Origin of the sequence: Marinobacter sp. 1-4A (genome assembly GCF_016597725.1) — a bacterium.
Lineage (GTDB): Bacteria > Pseudomonadota > Gammaproteobacteria > Pseudomonadales > Oleiphilaceae > Marinobacter.
The window spans coordinates 275,726-290,729 of sequence record NZ_VCGY01000004.1; the positions used below are offsets into that span (position 1 = coordinate 275,726).

14 protein-coding genes are annotated in these 15,004 nt (G+C 52.6%); 10 read left to right on the forward strand and 4 right to left on the reverse strand.

The annotated features are described in order from the left end of the window. Positions 1-39 precede the first annotated feature (39 nt). The 6 genes from FE845_RS11035 to FE845_RS11060 all read left to right on the forward strand — a co-directional run bounded on the left by FE845_RS11035 (position 40) and on the right by FE845_RS11060 (position 5,825). Positions 40-729 carry a VIT family protein gene (locus tag FE845_RS11035; protein ID WP_200364485.1) on the forward strand — a complete coding sequence of 230 codons (690 nt, stop codon included), beginning with the start codon at positions 40-42 and terminating at the stop codon, positions 727-729. A gap of 204 nt (positions 730-933) precedes the next feature. Then, complete coding sequence (locus tag FE845_RS11040; RefSeq protein ID WP_200364487.1) at positions 934-1,323, forward strand: GtrA family protein; 390 nt, start codon at positions 934-936, stop codon at positions 1,321-1,323. Further along, on the forward strand, positions 1,307-2,347 hold the full coding sequence (locus FE845_RS11045; RefSeq protein WP_200364489.1) for a glycosyltransferase family 2 protein: 1,041 nt from the start codon (positions 1,307-1,309) through the stop codon (positions 2,345-2,347). Before FE845_RS11040 ends, FE845_RS11045 begins: the two co-directional genes overlap by 17 nt. Then, complete coding sequence (locus FE845_RS11050) at positions 2,331-3,830, forward strand: ArnT family glycosyltransferase (protein WP_200364491.1); 1,500 nt, start codon at positions 2,331-2,333, stop codon at positions 3,828-3,830. The genes FE845_RS11045 and FE845_RS11050 overlap by 17 nt, the downstream gene beginning before the upstream one ends. Beyond that, positions 3,820-4,539, forward strand: a complete 720-nt coding sequence (locus FE845_RS11055) for a response regulator transcription factor (protein WP_247114688.1) — start codon at positions 3,820-3,822, stop codon at positions 4,537-4,539. Before FE845_RS11050 ends, FE845_RS11055 begins: the two co-directional genes overlap by 11 nt. Continuing rightward, positions 4,536-5,825, forward strand: a complete 1,290-nt coding sequence (locus FE845_RS11060; protein ID WP_200364495.1) for a sensor histidine kinase — start codon at positions 4,536-4,538, stop codon at positions 5,823-5,825. The genes FE845_RS11055 and FE845_RS11060 overlap by 4 nt, the downstream gene beginning before the upstream one ends. Here the strand turns inward: FE845_RS11060 and FE845_RS11065 are convergent. Both FE845_RS11065 and FE845_RS11070 read right to left on the reverse strand, forming a co-directional pair. Next, entirely contained in the window at positions 5,810-7,825 is a 2,016-nt protein-coding gene (locus FE845_RS11065) for an LTA synthase family protein (protein ID WP_200364497.1), read from the reverse strand. The two genes, FE845_RS11060 and FE845_RS11065, sit on opposite strands and share 16 nt — an antisense overlap. A gap of 148 nt (positions 7,826-7,973) precedes the next feature. Further along, the gene (locus FE845_RS11070; protein ID WP_200364499.1) at positions 7,974-9,182 is read right to left on the reverse strand and encodes an MFS transporter; all 1,209 of its coding nucleotides are present in this window, start codon (positions 9,180-9,182) and stop codon (positions 7,974-7,976) included. 94 nt (positions 9,183-9,276) lie between these two features. Here FE845_RS11070 and FE845_RS11075 point away from each other — a divergent pair, with 94 nt between their 5' ends. Next, a complete protein-coding gene (locus FE845_RS11075) occupies positions 9,277-9,630 on the forward strand; it encodes a YkgJ family cysteine cluster protein (protein WP_200364501.1) in 354 nt (117 codons plus the stop codon). A gap of 24 nt (positions 9,631-9,654) precedes the next feature. Here the strand turns inward: FE845_RS11075 and FE845_RS11080 are convergent, their stop codons facing one another. Together FE845_RS11080 and FE845_RS11085 are read right to left on the reverse strand one after the other, a co-directional pair. Next, positions 9,655-10,989: a sensor histidine kinase gene (locus FE845_RS11080; protein ID WP_200364503.1), complete on the reverse strand. Its 1,335-nt coding sequence runs from the start codon at positions 10,987-10,989 to the stop codon at positions 9,655-9,657. Beyond that, positions 10,976-11,641, reverse strand: a complete 666-nt coding sequence (locus FE845_RS11085) for a response regulator transcription factor (protein ID WP_200364505.1) — start codon at positions 11,639-11,641, stop codon at positions 10,976-10,978. The genes FE845_RS11080 and FE845_RS11085 overlap by 14 nt, the downstream gene beginning before the upstream one ends. Before the next feature lie 205 nt (positions 11,642-11,846). Here FE845_RS11085 and FE845_RS11090 point away from each other — a divergent pair, with 205 nt between their 5' ends. From FE845_RS11090 to FE845_RS11100, 3 genes are all read left to right on the forward strand, one after another. Then, a complete protein-coding gene (locus tag FE845_RS11090) occupies positions 11,847-12,380 on the forward strand; it encodes a cupredoxin domain-containing protein (RefSeq protein WP_200364507.1) in 534 nt (177 codons plus the stop codon). Positions 12,381-12,474: 94 nt separating this feature from the next. After that, positions 12,475-14,208, forward strand: a complete 1,734-nt coding sequence (locus FE845_RS11095) for a copper resistance system multicopper oxidase (protein WP_200364510.1) — start codon at positions 12,475-12,477, stop codon at positions 14,206-14,208. After that, a complete protein-coding gene (locus tag FE845_RS11100) occupies positions 14,205-14,954 on the forward strand; it encodes a copper resistance protein B (protein WP_200364512.1) in 750 nt (249 codons plus the stop codon). The genes FE845_RS11095 and FE845_RS11100 overlap by 4 nt, the downstream gene beginning before the upstream one ends. Positions 14,955-15,004 lie beyond the last annotated feature (50 nt).

Here is a 15,004-nt window from a genome sequence, read left to right on the forward strand (position 1 = left end):
CTACAGCATCGTTTTCAATTTTATTTATTGGGAAAACCTATGAGTCATAGTGAAGTCCATCGGTCACATCGCGTGGGTTGGTTACGTGCAGCTGTATTAGGTGCAAACGACGGAATAGTTTCCACGGCAAGTCTGATTATTGGTGTGGCCGCCGCTAGCAGTGCTCATGAAGGCATTCTTCTGGCAGGACTTGCCGGGTTAGTAGCGGGCGCTATGTCTATGGCTGCTGGGGAGTACGTGTCCGTTAGCTCGCAGTCCGATACGGAAAAGGCAGATCTGGCTATTGAAAAAAGATCATTGGAGCAGGATTTCGAGTTTGAAAAAGAGGAACTCGCTTTAATATACGAAAGCAGAGGGCTTGAGCCGGCTCTCGCGAAGCAAGTCGCTGAGCAGTTAATGGCTCACGATGCTCTTGGTGCACACGCCAGGGATGAAATAGGCATCTCGGAAACGGTTAGCGCCCAGCCCGTCCAAGCGGCATTCTCATCGGCAGGTACCTTTACCATTGGTGCCGCACTTCCGTTGGCGGCGGCATGGGTTGTACCGGGTAGCCAGCTAATTTATGTGGTTGCAGTATCCTCTCTGGTTTTTCTCGCGCTTCTGGGCGGGGTTGCGGCAAGTGCAGGTGGGGCCTCGATTACTATCGGCGCAATCAGAGTTACATTTTGGGGCGCACTCGCAATGGCAATCACGGCTGGCGTAGGGCGAATATTTGGCGTGGTTGCGTAAGAGATTTTTACTCGCCACTTATATTTCAAGCCTACTTTAACTATTCGGCTCATTATCAATCCGCAAGCCTGATTCAGGCGCGGATCATCTCACGTTTTGACATTTTCCTGATAAAACCTCCACAAAGCTGTGACACAAGGTAGGTCATCATACCCACTCAATGTCAGGTCGACTTCATCAGTCGCCAATGGAGTGGTTATTGTCATGAACACACTATTACCTCGCCAATTACGGGGATTTGTGGCGGCCGGCGGTTTTGCCACGCTGTTCCACTGGCTTGTAATGGCCGCATTGATCGCTGCCGGGCTTGAACCGGTGCTGGCAACAGCTAGCGGGAGCGTGTCTGGCGCGGTGCTAAATTACGGCCTCCAACGGCGCCTGGCATTTCGCAATGCCGGCCCTCACAGGGTTACGGTGTGGCGTTATATCGGCTCCTGTTTTGGCGCCTGGTTCTGCAATCTCGTCTTCTTTTTCCTGCTCAACAACGTTCTGGCACTGCCCGTAACGCTGTCACAAATCGTGACTACAGGGCTTGTCGCTGCACTGAATTACACCGTTTATCAGAGGTTGGTTTTCCATGAACAAACGCGTTGAATTCCCCGTGGTACCTTTTGATGGCCCGCTTGACAAGCCGCTGTTATCACTGGTGGTGCCGCTGTACAACGAACGCCCGATGCTGCCTCTTTTCTTTGATCGGGTGCTACCGTTGCTTGCCCCCCTGGACGTGCACTGGGAGATCGTGCTGATTGATGACGGCAGTGATGATGGCAGTGCCCAATACATCCGCAGCGTTATTGACCGAATGCCCGGCATCCGGCTGATCAAACTGAGTCGCAATTTTGGCAAAGAGGCCGCAATGACCGCAGGGCTGGAGCACGCCAAAGGCGATGCGGTGATCGTGTTGGATGCAGACCTGCAAGATCCACCTGAGCAAATTCCGGCCATGGTCGAGTGCTGGCAGTCGGGTGTTGACGTTGTCCTGATGCAGCGGCGCTCACGGGCTGGCGAAACCGCGTTCAAACGCTGGAGTGCGCATCTGTTTTACAGGTTGCTGAACCGAACCAGCCGAACCAATATTCCCGTCGATACCGGTGACTTTCGGTTGATGAGCCGCAAAGCCGTTAATGCGCTGTTGGTGCTGACAGAGCGCAACCGCTATATGAAAGGCTTGTTCGCCTGGATTGGTATGCCTACTCAGGTTATTCAGTACGATCGGGAACCCCGAGCAGCGGGTGAAACCAAATGGGATTACCCTGGGTTGGTGGGCCTGGCACTGGAAGGGCTGACTTCATTTTCCGTGTCGCCATTGCGCTGGGCAACTTTGATCGGGCTTATCGCCGCCAGTATGGGCGCGGTATTCGGGCTGTGGATTGTGGTCAAGGCATTAATGCTGGGCGATGCCACCAGCGGTTACCCCTCGCTCGTGGCCATCATCAGCTTTCTTGGCGGTATTCAGCTGATGAGTGTGGGTATCGTGGGTGAATATGTCGGCAAGACCTACATGGAATCAAAGCAACGCCCGGTATATCTGACAGACGAAGTGATCGAAAATCTGACTGGCACACGCCAGCAAGTGCAGCTTAAAACAACGGGGGCGCGACATGTCAAAGCGGTTTAACGTGTGGCTGCTGATACTGGTTGCAGTGCTGGTTAGCCGTTTTATTGGTATGGCATTCTTCCCCTTTGCCGATACAACCGAGCCGCGTTACGCAGAAATTGCACGCCTGATGGCGGAAACCGGTGATTGGGTTACGCCGTGGTTCGAGCCCGGAGTTCCATTCTGGGGTAAGCCGCCCTTATCGTTCTGGGCTCAGGCGGCAGCCATCAAGGTATTTGGTGTTTCGGAATTTTCCCTGCGGTTTCCCTCCTGGCTGGTGACGCTCGCCATGGTGTGGCTGGTATGGAGACTGGCGCGGCAAATCTGGAATGTTCAGGTTGCTCAGTGGAGTAGCCTGGTTTTCGTGACCATGGCACTTACCTACATCAGCGCCGGCGCCGTGATGACCGACGCCTTCCTGGCATTGGGCACCACTCTGACTCTGGTCAGCTTTTGCCTGGTAATGGCAGGAGAGGGCGGATTATGGCGGTGGCTTTTCTTCCTTGGGCTGGCCATGGGGCTGCTGTCCAAAGGGCCGTTAGCCCTGGTCTTGGTCGGGATTCCCATCGTCATGTGGTTACTCCTTTCATGGAGGGAAACCATTAACAACCTGCGACGGCTGCCCTGGTGGCGGGGAATCCTGTTGACGGCCCTATTCGTCTGCCCGTGGTATATATTGGCGGAACTCAAGACGCCAGGTTTTCTGGATTACTTTATCGTTGGGGAACATGTGCGTAGGTTTCTGGATCCGGGGTGGGCAGGGGATCTCTACGGCAGCGCTCATAATCAACCTAAAGGCATGATCTGGATGTTCTGGTTGTGGGCTTCGTTCCCGTGGGGCATCGTTGCGCTGGTGAGTCTGGCACTTGCGTGGTTCAGGGGGAAAAGACGAGATATTTTAAGCAAGACAATATCAAATCCGGGCGTCAGCTTTTTGTTGGTCAGCGCACTGGCACCCATGCTGTTCTTCACGTTAGCAGGCAATACACTTTGGACTTACATATTACCCTCGTTACCGTTTACAGCTATTTTAATCGGTCGTTGGGCGTCGGAATGCCAGTCTTTCTGGTTGCTCCGCTTGCGAGGTGGCTTGGCGGTTTTGGTCCCGGTTTTATTGACGCTGTTCGTAGGTCTTTCCGCCACGGGTTGGCAGTCACTCAAGACAGAGAAAGAGCTGGTAAGTTATTATCAGTTGAACCGGACAGCCAACGATAGCCCGTTGATCTATCTGGACGACCTGCCATTTTCAGCCCGGTTCTACTCAAACGGAACCGCTCTGGAGATGACAAAGAGCGGATTGAACAGTTTTCAGACGGCCGATGCGTATCAGCATTGGTATGTTGCGGTTCCCAGAAACTGGCCAGCCGATAAAGTGGCCAGCTTAGCCATCTCGACTGATAAGGTCATGGAAAATAGACGCTATCAATTGTTGGTCATTGAGGAACTGCCAAGGGACCAGCAGCCATTGTCTGACGCCAACGGAGTTCGCTCGAGTGACATCTAATCAGGCACAACTCAGGTTGTTAATCGTTGAGGATCAGGTCGACCTTGCTGAAAATCTGTTTGAATTTCTAGGTGAAGATCGTTACGCACTGGACTTTGCTGCTGATGGTTTGACCGCATTGCATCTACTGGCTACGCAAAGCTATGACGTTATCGTGCTCGACCTGATGCTACCCGGCGTCAATGGCTATGATATTTGTAAGCGTATACGTAATGATCTGCAATGCCAGACCCCCGTCATTCTGATGACCGCATTGAGTGGCCTGCCCGACAAGGAAAAAGGGTTTGATTGCGGTGCGGATGACTACCTTGTGAAGCCTTTCGAGCTGCGTGAGTTGCAATTACGGGTTGAAGCTCTGCATCGGCGCTACGCGCCACAGAGGCCAATTCTGTCTGCGGGTGATCTTCGGTTCGATCCTGGCACGTTGGAAGTCGAATTGAACGGGTCGAAAACGGCTTTGTCCGGCACCCCTGCGCGCCTGTTTGAATTACTGGTTCGTGCATACCCGAGTTTTCTCAGCCATGAAGCCTTGAGCGATGCTTTATGGGGGGCTCACCATGGGGAAATGGAAGGGAACAGCCTTCGTACCCACATCTACACACTTCGAAAGTCGCTGCAGTCTGGCTTGGGTAACGGTCTGGTAAAAACCATCCATGGGCGGGGATACAGCCTTGACGTTCCCGAGAAGGCCCGCGTGAGCACATCATGAAGTCATCTTTGACTAAGCGCCTGGCCAGAACCCTGTTTTTCCTGATTGCCGCCACTACAGCGACCTCCATGATTATTGTTGAGATGTTTGTTTATGATGTTGAGGACACCATTCTGGATCTGGAACTCAAGGCGGAGGCCGAGTATTTCGCGGAGCAACTCCGGGAAGGGCGCTTTCAACCCATAAAAACAGCACAGCTGGAGGCCGTTTTCCTGCCAGAAGGCGAGGCGGAGGCTTTGCTCCCGGAATATTTCCGCAGTCGCCATTTACCATTTTCTCAGGAAGTAGAGATAGGCCAGACAACGCTGCTGATAGTAGGAGCGCAGTTGGAATCCCCCGATGGCAAACTTTTCCTGGCCCAGGATATTACGATTATGGAAAATCGTGAGGCTCTGGTTCAGCTAGCTCTTGCTGGTGTCGCTGGTTTCATGCTCCTGATTGGTTTTATTGTTGCCCGCACAGGAGCCGGGTACTTGGTACGCCCTTTCAAAAAGTTAACTCGTGAAGTCCTTAACACAGCCCCCGGTCCGTCGATGCCACAAATCACTACGGATTACCGTGATCAGGAGTTTTGTGACATAGCTCAGGCATTTAACCGCTTCCTGTCAGAGCTTGAACATCACATTGAACGTGAGAAATCATTTGTGAAACTAGCCAGTCATGAGCTGCGCACGCCGTTGGCCGTGATGAGTGGCGCCCTGAATGTATTGGAGCAACGGCAAAGCCTGTCGGCGGCGGATCAGAAAACCCTCGCCCGTATTCGCCGGGCCATGCAAACCATGCGCGACGATACAGAGGTTCTGCTTGAACTTGCCCGTAGTGAAACGTCTGAAAGCGATGCGAGAACCATTGTGCTGCAAGATGTCGTTAAGAACACTGTTGATGATCTGGAACATGGGTATCCAGACCATTCTGGGCGGATCACGCTTTGCAACAATAACCCCACGTTGCGAGTCATAACCCATCCGGCTCTGGTGCGCATGCTAATGCGTAACTTGCTACAAAATGCGCTTCGCCACACTCGCTCTGAAGTGGAGGTAAGAATAATCGATAACAAAATCTCGGTGAGAGATTTTGGGGCCGGGTTGCCCCTTCAAGTGGCCGAGCACTTAAATACGGTTGGGGAACCAAGCGCTATCACCTCGGTAACCGGCGAGTTCAGCAAAACCACCTTTGGGTTGCTGATCGTTAGGCTGGTGTGTGAGCGATTGGGCTGGGATTTGGAGGTAGCCAAGTCGGACAGCGAAGGCACTGAGTTTGTCATTCACGTTCATAACCTGGTTTGATCCTGTTCGTCAGGTAGACCATAGGCCTGCTCCCGGTAAAGTTTCAGGGGCAGCAGCGCATGGGCTAACGCTTTTTTTGTGGCCGCGTCCTCTGGAGCGCCGGCTAAATATTGAGTCCTCCCGACTTGTGGCGAGTAGATACCTGCCAAGGGTTCTTGCTCGGGGCGCAATACCGTCACGTTGTAGTCGCTGTCCATCCATGCATAGTAATCGTTAAACTGCATAATCGCCCGACCGGGTGCGTCAGGAAATCTCACCAGATCACGTCCAACCATGGGGTTCTCACTGGCAATACCCATGAGTGAGAGCAACGTTGGTGCAAGATCAATCTGGCTAGCTATTGTTTCAATGCGCCGGCTTTCCACACCCGCTCCCAGAATCAGCCCTGGAATGTGAAAGTTTTTGATGGGGACCAGCTCATCGCCCCAAACTCTGGCGTCGTGATCGGCCACAATCAAAAACAGAGTATCTTTCCAATAATCACTGTTCCGCGCGGTGTCTATGAAATCACCCAAGGCATGATCTGCGTACTTGACGGCATTATTGACTGTGCTTTTCTCTTCGTCGTACTGCTCAATTCGGTTGTCCGGATATTCAAACGGTGTGTGATTTGATGACGAGAATACCAGTCGGAAAAAGGGTTCTTCGGAGGCATGAAGCGTTTGAAGTTCTTCGTGGGTCTTCGTGAACAGGTCTTCATCGCTCACCCCCCAGCTTCCGGTAAAAACGGGATTGACGTAGTTCTGTTGGTCCAGGATGTTGTCAAAACCATTACCCGAGAAAAAACTGCGCATATTGTCAAAATGCGCCTCTCCGCCGTAGATAAAACCGGTGTTGTAACCTTGGTGTTTTAACAAATCAGCCAGTGTGAAAAAACCGGTTTGGGACAGTGATAGTTTCACCACACTGCGAGCGGGAGATGGCAAGAATCCGGAAACCACAGCCTCGATACCCCGAACAGATCTCGTGCCTGTTGCATACAGATTCTCAAACCACCAACCAGAATTTTTCAAAGCCTCAAGGCGGGGGGTTGCCGGGCGTCCACCCAAGGATTCAACAAAAGTCGCGCCCAGGCTTTCCTCCAGAACAATCACGAGATTAAGAGGGCGCGGCCGTTCTTTTACCGGTATTTGTTGATGCAGCGTCGGAAAATGCCTGGAATTGAATTCTGCTCCACGGAGCCAGGGCGCGCTCCGGGTCTCGTTCAGTATTTCAGACATTTCCATCTGTCCGTAACGGGCATCTGCGTCTTCCTCATGTTTAAGGTTGTAGACGGCAAAAGCCACTGACCAGGTAGAGTTGATAATCAGTGAATTCACCATGGCGTCTGATGTCAGTGCAAACATCGCCGGGTTGGCGGGGCGGTGGCCAGTAGTAGAGCGAACGCTCATAAACACAGCAATAACCACAAGGGGCCATATCAGAATCGCTTTACGATAATTGCCCGGCGAGGGCTCTCGTGCCCACGGTCGCAGTAACCAAGCGAACAGACCAGTCAGTAGTACGCAAAGAAAAATCCCGATGATAACGGCAGGCAAGTAGCCCTCCCAAAGCATACTCATTACTTCCTTGGGATAACTCAGATACTCGATGAACAAACGGTTGGGCCGAGTATCGTACTCGGCGATAAAGGTTGGGGTAGCAAACTCCATGAAAAGAAAAGAGAAAACGACAATCAGCGCCCAAAAAACCGTCAATCGCTTCCAGGCTAACCAGCTGAAGCGATGGCCCAGAATCGGTAAAAGCAAAACCAAAGGTGCCACGACCATGCCAGCCATGATCAGGTCTGCCCGCAGCCCATGGAGGAAGATATCAGGCCATACCGTTGTCTCCGTAACCCGGTGGAATTGCCATGCCACCAACAGAGTTCTCGATAGACTACCAATGAGAAGTATCGCAAAAAACAACATTAATATCGGTGTGTAGGCACCGGCCCAGCGGAAACCTCGATAAACGTGTCTGGGTAGGGAGTGACGTTTGGAACAAAAGGATAAAGGCATGCCTACACTCTCCGTCAGAGCAGCCAGAGAACTCTCAGTCAGAGGATTCTCCCAAGCGACTCATAAAAGGGGAGTGCAGAATAGAGGGTGGGGCGTCAGTATTTGGTCAGAAAAATATCAAAAAAATGTTAAATAACAGCAGTGAGTTTTAACTGCGCGCTGAAGGTGCTCGCTCGCCACTCAGTTGTTTCTGCGCCACAAGGAAAATCAGCAACCCGGCAACCGCCGTCGCCGAACCCACGTAACCAGTAACTTGCCAACCCATACCTGCGCTTATAGCCATGCCACCTAGCCAGGGGCCAATCGCATTGGCGAGATTAAACGCCGCATGATGGGAAGCTGCAGCCAAGGTTTGAGCACCGTGGGCAACGTCCATTAAGTGAGTTTGCAGGGCAGGGCCCATCGCCACCATCAGTGCCACCAGAAAGCAGGCAATTAAAATGCTCCAGAGGGAGCCCGTGGCCACTGGAAACAGCGCCAGCACTACGGCAGCCCAAAGCAGAATCAGCCCCACGCTTCTGAACTGAAAGCGATCAAACAGCCAACCGCCCAGTATATTGCCTACAAAACCACCTAGACCAAATACAAATAAGCCAACAGGGATCCAAATTGGCTCTACCTGAGTGACGTTCAGTAGCGTCGGTGCCAGATAACTGAACACGCAGAACATACCGGCAAATCCGACTGCACCGATGGCCAGTGGATACAAGATTTGAGGGCTATTGAACGCGCGCAACTCGCTTAGGGAACTGTGGCGTACTTCATCGCGGTTTAAAGGCAGAAAAACGAATACAAGCACTGTGGTTATTGCAGCAATAACGGCCACAAAGCCAAAGGCATACCGCCACTCCAGATGCTGCCCAAGCAATGTGGCCAGCGGGTTCCCAAACAACAAAGCCAGGGCCAGCCCCATCATGATGAAGCTTACCGCTTTAGCTCTTTGATTGAGCGGCACTAACGATGCGGCTACCAAGGCCGCAACACCGAAGTAGGCACCGTGGGGCAGGCCGGCAACAAACCTGGAAACCATCAAGGTTTCATAACTGCCAGCCATCGCACTGGCGAAATTACCCAGCGCATAAAATGCCATGAGAGCAATGAGCAGATGTTTGCGGAATAGCTGAGCACCAAATATCGCCAGAACCGGTGCACCTACAACAACCCCGAGAGCATAAGCACTGATCAAGTGCCCAACCTGAGGCTCGGTAATACCAAAATCCAGTGCCACATTGGGCATAAGCCCCATAATGGCAAATTCACCGGTGCCAATGCCGAAACCACCGATGGCAAGAGACAATATGATCAGAACGATTTTCTGGCGTGAGTAATTCGCCGTGGCAGGTGAGGGTTCAGGCATGAAATACAGAGTTCCCGGATTGGTAAAGTAGCAGCCGGGCATTGTATCTTAGGGCGTACTTACATACGACAAGAGGGCTGAACGGTGATCATCAATGTATCGTAACCGGGACATAATCGCGCGACTGCGTGAGGACATTCCTACATTCGAGTGTGTGCCCGGTTGCCACGATTGCTGTGGCCCGGTAACAACCTCTTCAGAAGAGATTTCACGTTTACCTGTGAAAACAGATGCCGAGCACGAAGCTGCGTTGAATGAGTTCAACTGCGTACACCTTGGCCCGGATGGATGCACCGTGTACGAAGAACGCCCGTTGATTTGCCGGTTGTTTGGTACAACCCCGCGCATGCCGTGCCCCAGAGGTCGCCGCCCCGAGAACATGGTTGACACTGAAACCGAGCGTCAGGTGCATCACTATATTGCGACCACACGACAGGTTTTGGTGTGAGCTGATCTGTTGCGGTAAAAAACATCAGACAGCGATTTCGATCCTTACTTGCAAACCACCTTTTAACCCGTTTGAAAACGAAATCTCGCCGCCATACCGATCAACTATCTCGCGCACGATAGCAAGGCCAAGCCCGTGTCCGGGTGTTTGTTCATCCAACCGTTTTCCTCTTTTGCCCAAGTGAATTCGTTTATCTTCTGCAACCCCGGGACCATCATCTGTGACAATGACCTGAACCAAACCAGTGCTTTGTTCCAAAGAGAGCTCAACGCATTCTGACGACCACTTCCCCGCATTATCGAGCAAGTTCCCTAATATTTCGTTCAAGTCGTGCTCCTCTATCGGCCAGCGAAACTCCTCAGTGAGTGACGTCGATAGCTCAAACGACTTTTCTGGATAGAGACGACCCAACATCCACAGTAGATCTCGAGCCTGTTTTACCGGATATGCACTTTTGCCCACCTGTGGTCCGGCAAACTGGCTGCGGCGCATCTCTGCTTCCAGTTGTTTGTCGATATCACTTAAGCGCGACCCCATCTCATGTCTCAATTCATCATTAAGCGGCCGACTGGTATCTTCGAGAACCTGCCTGACGGCAGCGATGGGCGTTTTAACGCTGTGAGACAGGTTTGCGAGCGCTTCCCGGGAGCGCTCAAGCCGCTGGTCCAGAGAGTCCAGAAGTTGGTTGAGTTGTTGCACCAGTGGCCGGAATTCTTCCGGGGCCTCCACGTTTATCCGGGAAATTTCACCGCTCTGTAGACGTTTTAGAGTCGCCTTCAGTGATACAACTGGCCGCATCGACAAACTAATGCCGAACCAGATAATCCCCACGAGCAACAAGATCAACAATATCGATACAATTGCGGTCCAGACATGCAGCTCAGCTTGGCTGTTTTGTAGCGCGCCCATGTCTTCTGAAACGATCACGGTAATAAGGGTGTCGTTCACCAAAAAGGATTTTCGATAGGCGAGGATATCGGAGGGTGCATCAGATATTTCGGCGCCGTGTACTCTGATACTTTTCTGCTCATCCGATTTCAGTAATGGCCTCAGCAACGGATGCCAGGATTGGGGGGATATGACCGTTTGAGCGGAAGACTGGATAGCAAAGGCATGATGGAATACTTCTTCAAAATAATCCCCAGTCTGAAGCATGTCTATCTGGCCGCCGGCTTGGCGAATATGGTGCTCTAGAAAAGCCACTTCATCCTTCAAGCGGCTCTCCACAAATTCCCGGGACATTCGCTCCAGAAGCAATCCGTGCACAAACCATGCGATGGCCATCAAGCCAATGCCTGCGGGTAATAGCAGGAGCAGAAGTGCCCCTTTTATGGACACAGGCTTTCTAAACAGAGTCATTAAACAGATATCCCTGACCGCGCCGCGTTGCGATGGTTTCTGCGCCAACCAGTTTTCGCAGGCGCCGGATGTATGCCTCGATGATATTTTCGTTGGGGCTTTCGTTTAGATTATATAGCTGCTCCATGAGCTGCTCTTTGGAGAATATATGACCAGGCCGTCCCATCAGACAGCGCAGTAACCGGAATTCCGTACCGGTCAGGCTGTGTTCGGTGCCATCTTCGATTTGCAGGCATTGCCGATTCTCGTCGAGCTCAAACCGCCCCACTTTTACCGTTGAGTGAACCCTGCCTTCGCTTCTGCGCATGATGGCGTTCAAACGGGCAATCAGCTCTTCCGTTTGAAAGGGTTTGGCCAGGTAGTCATCTGCGCCAGCTTTGAGGCCGTTTACCTTATCTTGCCAGTCCCCCCTTGCGGTGAGGATCAGTACCGGAAAAGTGACTTTGCTTGATCGCCACTTTCTCAGCACATCCAGACCGTTTCCATCTGGCAGCCCGAGATCGAGCACGCCTGCTTTGTAGTCTTCCTGTTTTCCTAAAACTACCGCCTCTTTGGCTGTGTGGGTGATATCCACACTGAAGCCAGCCTTCTCAAGTTGGCTGGTAAGCCCCTCCGCAAGCAGTCGGTCATCCTCCACCAGCAGTAGTCTCATGTATCGCTTCCTTTTTTAAGTCAGAACAGGCAACAGCAGTGTCGCTTATCAAACTGAATTGAGCCTGAACTGCAAATAAATCCGGATTTTCAGAAAGAGTTCAGGTTCGTGCGCGATGGTATCAAGCGTTTTAGCACAACATTCACGTTGCGGGGCAAACGCAGATTTCGAACGCACGTTACGCCGCACCATAGGAGAAGGTTTAATGAGTCTAGCAAAGTTCGCAGTTGCAGCAGTTGCCATGTCAATTTCGTTAACAGCACTAGGCGCGGGTACCCACGGAGGCGGACACGGTCACAGCGCCAAGAGCGGCGAACCGGGTAAAGCGTCTGATGCCAGTCGCAGCATTACAGTGGAGATGTATGACAACTACTACGAGCCTGAAGCTATCGAAGTCAAACCAGGAGAAACGGTGCGTTTTGTGGTTCAGAACAAAGGTCAATTGGTGCACGAGTTCAACATTGGCACCCCCGAGATGCACGAAGCCCATCAAAAAGAAATGATGATGATGGTTGAGCACGGCGCTATTCAGGGCGGAAAGCTCAATCACGACATGATGGAAATGGATATGGGGCACGGCAAGTCCATGAAGCACGACGACCCGAACAGCGTGCTGTTAGAGCCGGGAGAGAGCCAGGAAGTCATCTGGACGTTTTCTGAAAAGGGCAATATCGAGTTTGCCTGCAACGTGCCAGGGCACTATCAGGCAGGCATGTACGGCGAAGTAAATTTCAACTGAATACTTTCGAACAAGTAACAGTTTATCGCGCCCGCTCAATAGCCGGCGCGTTGGGATCTTTGAATACGACGAAGTATTTCGGGAGCAGTTGATCATGAAGAGGACTCTTGTCGCAGGCACTTTAAGCCTGCTTTTACCCGCTATTGGCTTAGCGGGTGAATACAACCTGACCGTGGACCGAGTGACAATCGATACCGGGGAATTTGTGAAAGAGGGGGTAGGTTACAACGGCAAATCTCCCGGCCCCACTTTACGCTTCAAAGAGGGAGAAGAGGTTTCCATCAACGTTACCAACAACCTTGACGAGATGACCTCTATTCACTGGCACGGTTTGATTCTTCCCTTTGAGCAGGATGGTGTTCCGGGGATCAGCTTTCCTGGCATCAAACCCGGGGAGACGTTCACTTACAAGTTTCCCATTACACAATCGGGAACTTACTGGTTCCACAGCCACTCGGGCTTTCAGGAGCCGGAGGGGGCCTTTGGTTCCATTATCATCGAACCAGAAGGGCGAGAGCCGTTTCGCTACGATCGCGAATACGTGGTTCAGTTGACGGATAAGCACCCGCACGCCAGCGAACGGGTTATGCGCAACCTCAAGATAACGCCGGATTACTACAACCGTAAACAGCAAACCGTGGGTGAGTTCTTTTCAGACGCTTCAGAAAACGGCTTCCTGAACACTGTGAAAGAACGCTTGGCATGGGGCGACATGCGCATGATGCAGGCCGATGTTGAGGATCTGCAGGGTTTTACCGGCATGATTAATGGCAAAGGTCCGGAACAGAACTGGACAGGTCTCTTTGAGCCCGGCGAGCGAGTTCGGCTGCGTTTTATCAACTCATCCGCAATGACCTATTTCGACATCCGGATTCCGGGCCTGGAAATGACCGTCGTGCAGGCCGATGGCAATAACGTACAGCCGGTCAATGTGGATGAATTCCGTATCGGCGTCGCGGAAACCTACGACGTGATCGTTCGGCCCAAGGACGAGCAGGCCTATACGATTTTTGCCGAGTCCATGGGACGCTCCGGCTATGCGCGAGCAACGCTGGCGCCAGAGGAGGGGATGGAAGCGCCTGTTCCCGGATTACGTGAGCCCGCACGATTGACCATGGCGGACATGGGCGGCATGCCGGGAATGGATCACGGGGATATGCCCGGCATGGATCACGGCGACATGGGCGATCACGGTGACATGGTCGGCGAAAACGAGATGGCCGATATGTCTGATATGGATCATTCCCGGATGGAGGGTATGGATCATAGCTCGATGACGATGCCCGAGGGTGGTGCAAGTGATCCCTTTTACGCCAAAGGCAGCGGGCTGGTTCCGACCGCAGCCAATGGCGGCAAATTCCTCTCCTACGCCGACCTCAAAGCACAGAAGCCACTTTACGAAGAACGGGAGCCTGCACGGGAAATCGAGTTGCGCCTCACAGGCAACATGGAACGCTATACCTGGAGCATCAATGGCGTTAAATACGAGGACGCTGAGCCCATACGCCTGAAATATGGCGAACGAGTTCGCTTCAAATTTGTAAACGAAACCATGATGACGCACCCCATGCACCTGCACGGTATGTGGTCGATTCTCGATGTTGGCGCGGGCCAATGGAATCCGATCAAACACACCGTCAGTGTGCAGCCTGGTACCACGGTTTACATGGAAACCGAAGTGGATGCGCCTGGGCAGTGGGCCTTCCATTGCCACCTGACTTACCACATGGCGGCTGGCATGTTCCGAAAAGTGATTGTTGAGGGTGGGCCGGAATCGACACAGGCCGCATCCAGTGAGCAGCTGAGCGAAGTTGGGGGTGACGTATGAAGCTTTGGATACCGGTGATTGCAAGCGCGGTTGTGAGCCTGAGTGTCATACCGGTGTTGGCATCCGCTCAAGAACGGATGCCGGACACCACCCAGCGCAAGCAACCGCTGAAGGTGTGGGGTGCGCAGTTCGAAGAGCTTGAATACCGTTACAGTGACGACGATGAGGAAGCAGGCGTCTGGGACGCGGATTTCTTCTACGGCACTGACAATTTCAAAGCTCGCTGGCTTACTAGTGGCGAGTATTCCTTCGAAGAGCGAGCCTACGAAAAACTCGAAAATCAGTTGGTCGGGCAAATTCCCATATCCAAGTTTTTCGACGCAAAAGCCGGGGTACGATTCGACACACCGGAAGGGCCGGATCGAACCTATGCGGTTCTTGGCGTCGCGGGTCTGGCGCCGCAGTGGTTGGAAATCGATGCGAACCTTTACGTGAGCAAGGACGGCGACACTTCTGCTGATCTGGATGCAGAGTATGAATTGCTGCTCACCAATTACTGGATACTCACAGCTACTTTCGATGCAACGGTGGCATTCAGCGAGGATCGAGAAATTGGAGTCGGCAAGGGCCTGGTATCCACAGAAAGCGGATTACGGTTGAGCTACGACCTGATTGACCGCGCCTTCTCGCCTTACGTGGGTGTTGTTCACGAACGTAAATACGGTGACACGGCGGATTACGCCAGAGCCGGTGTCGGAAGCACAGAGGATTGGTTTGCGGTTATTGGGGCTCGGCTCTCCTTCTGAGGTGACAAACAGGCCAGGGCAGCAGCCCCTGGCCTGTTTCTTCATACATT

Bases quoted from the DNA above. Each gene is read 5' to 3' on its own strand.
- FE845_RS11050 (WP_200364491.1), top strand. From the start codon at position 2,331: ATGTCAAAGCGGTTTAACGTGTGGCTGCTGATACTGGTTGCAGTGCTG.
- FE845_RS11100 (WP_200364512.1), top strand. From the start codon at position 14,205: ATGAAGCTTTGGATACCGGTGATTGCAAGCGCGGTTGTGAGCCTGAGT.
- FE845_RS11095 (WP_200364510.1), top strand. From the start codon at position 12,475: ATGAAGAGGACTCTTGTCGCAGGCACTTTAAGCCTGCTTTTACCCGCT.
- FE845_RS11070 (WP_200364499.1), bottom strand. From the start codon at position 9,182: ATGCCTGAACCCTCACCTGCCACGGCGAATTACTCACGCCAGAAAATC.
- FE845_RS11060 (WP_200364495.1), top strand. From the start codon at position 4,536: ATGAAGTCATCTTTGACTAAGCGCCTGGCCAGAACCCTGTTTTTCCTG.
- FE845_RS11075 (WP_200364501.1), top strand. From the start codon at position 9,277: ATGTATCGTAACCGGGACATAATCGCGCGACTGCGTGAGGACATTCCT.
- FE845_RS11065 (WP_200364497.1), bottom strand. From the start codon at position 7,825: ATGCCTTTATCCTTTTGTTCCAAACGTCACTCCCTACCCAGACACGTT.
- FE845_RS11045 (WP_200364489.1), top strand. From the start codon at position 1,307: ATGAACAAACGCGTTGAATTCCCCGTGGTACCTTTTGATGGCCCGCTT.
- FE845_RS11040 (WP_200364487.1), top strand. From the start codon at position 934: ATGAACACACTATTACCTCGCCAATTACGGGGATTTGTGGCGGCCGGC.
- FE845_RS11090 (WP_200364507.1), top strand. From the start codon at position 11,847: ATGAGTCTAGCAAAGTTCGCAGTTGCAGCAGTTGCCATGTCAATTTCG.
- FE845_RS11085 (WP_200364505.1), bottom strand. From the start codon at position 11,641: ATGAGACTACTGCTGGTGGAGGATGACCGACTGCTTGCGGAGGGGCTT.
- FE845_RS11035 (WP_200364485.1), top strand. From the start codon at position 40: ATGAGTCATAGTGAAGTCCATCGGTCACATCGCGTGGGTTGGTTACGT.
- FE845_RS11080 (WP_200364503.1), bottom strand. From the start codon at position 10,989: ATGACTCTGTTTAGAAAGCCTGTGTCCATAAAAGGGGCACTTCTGCTC.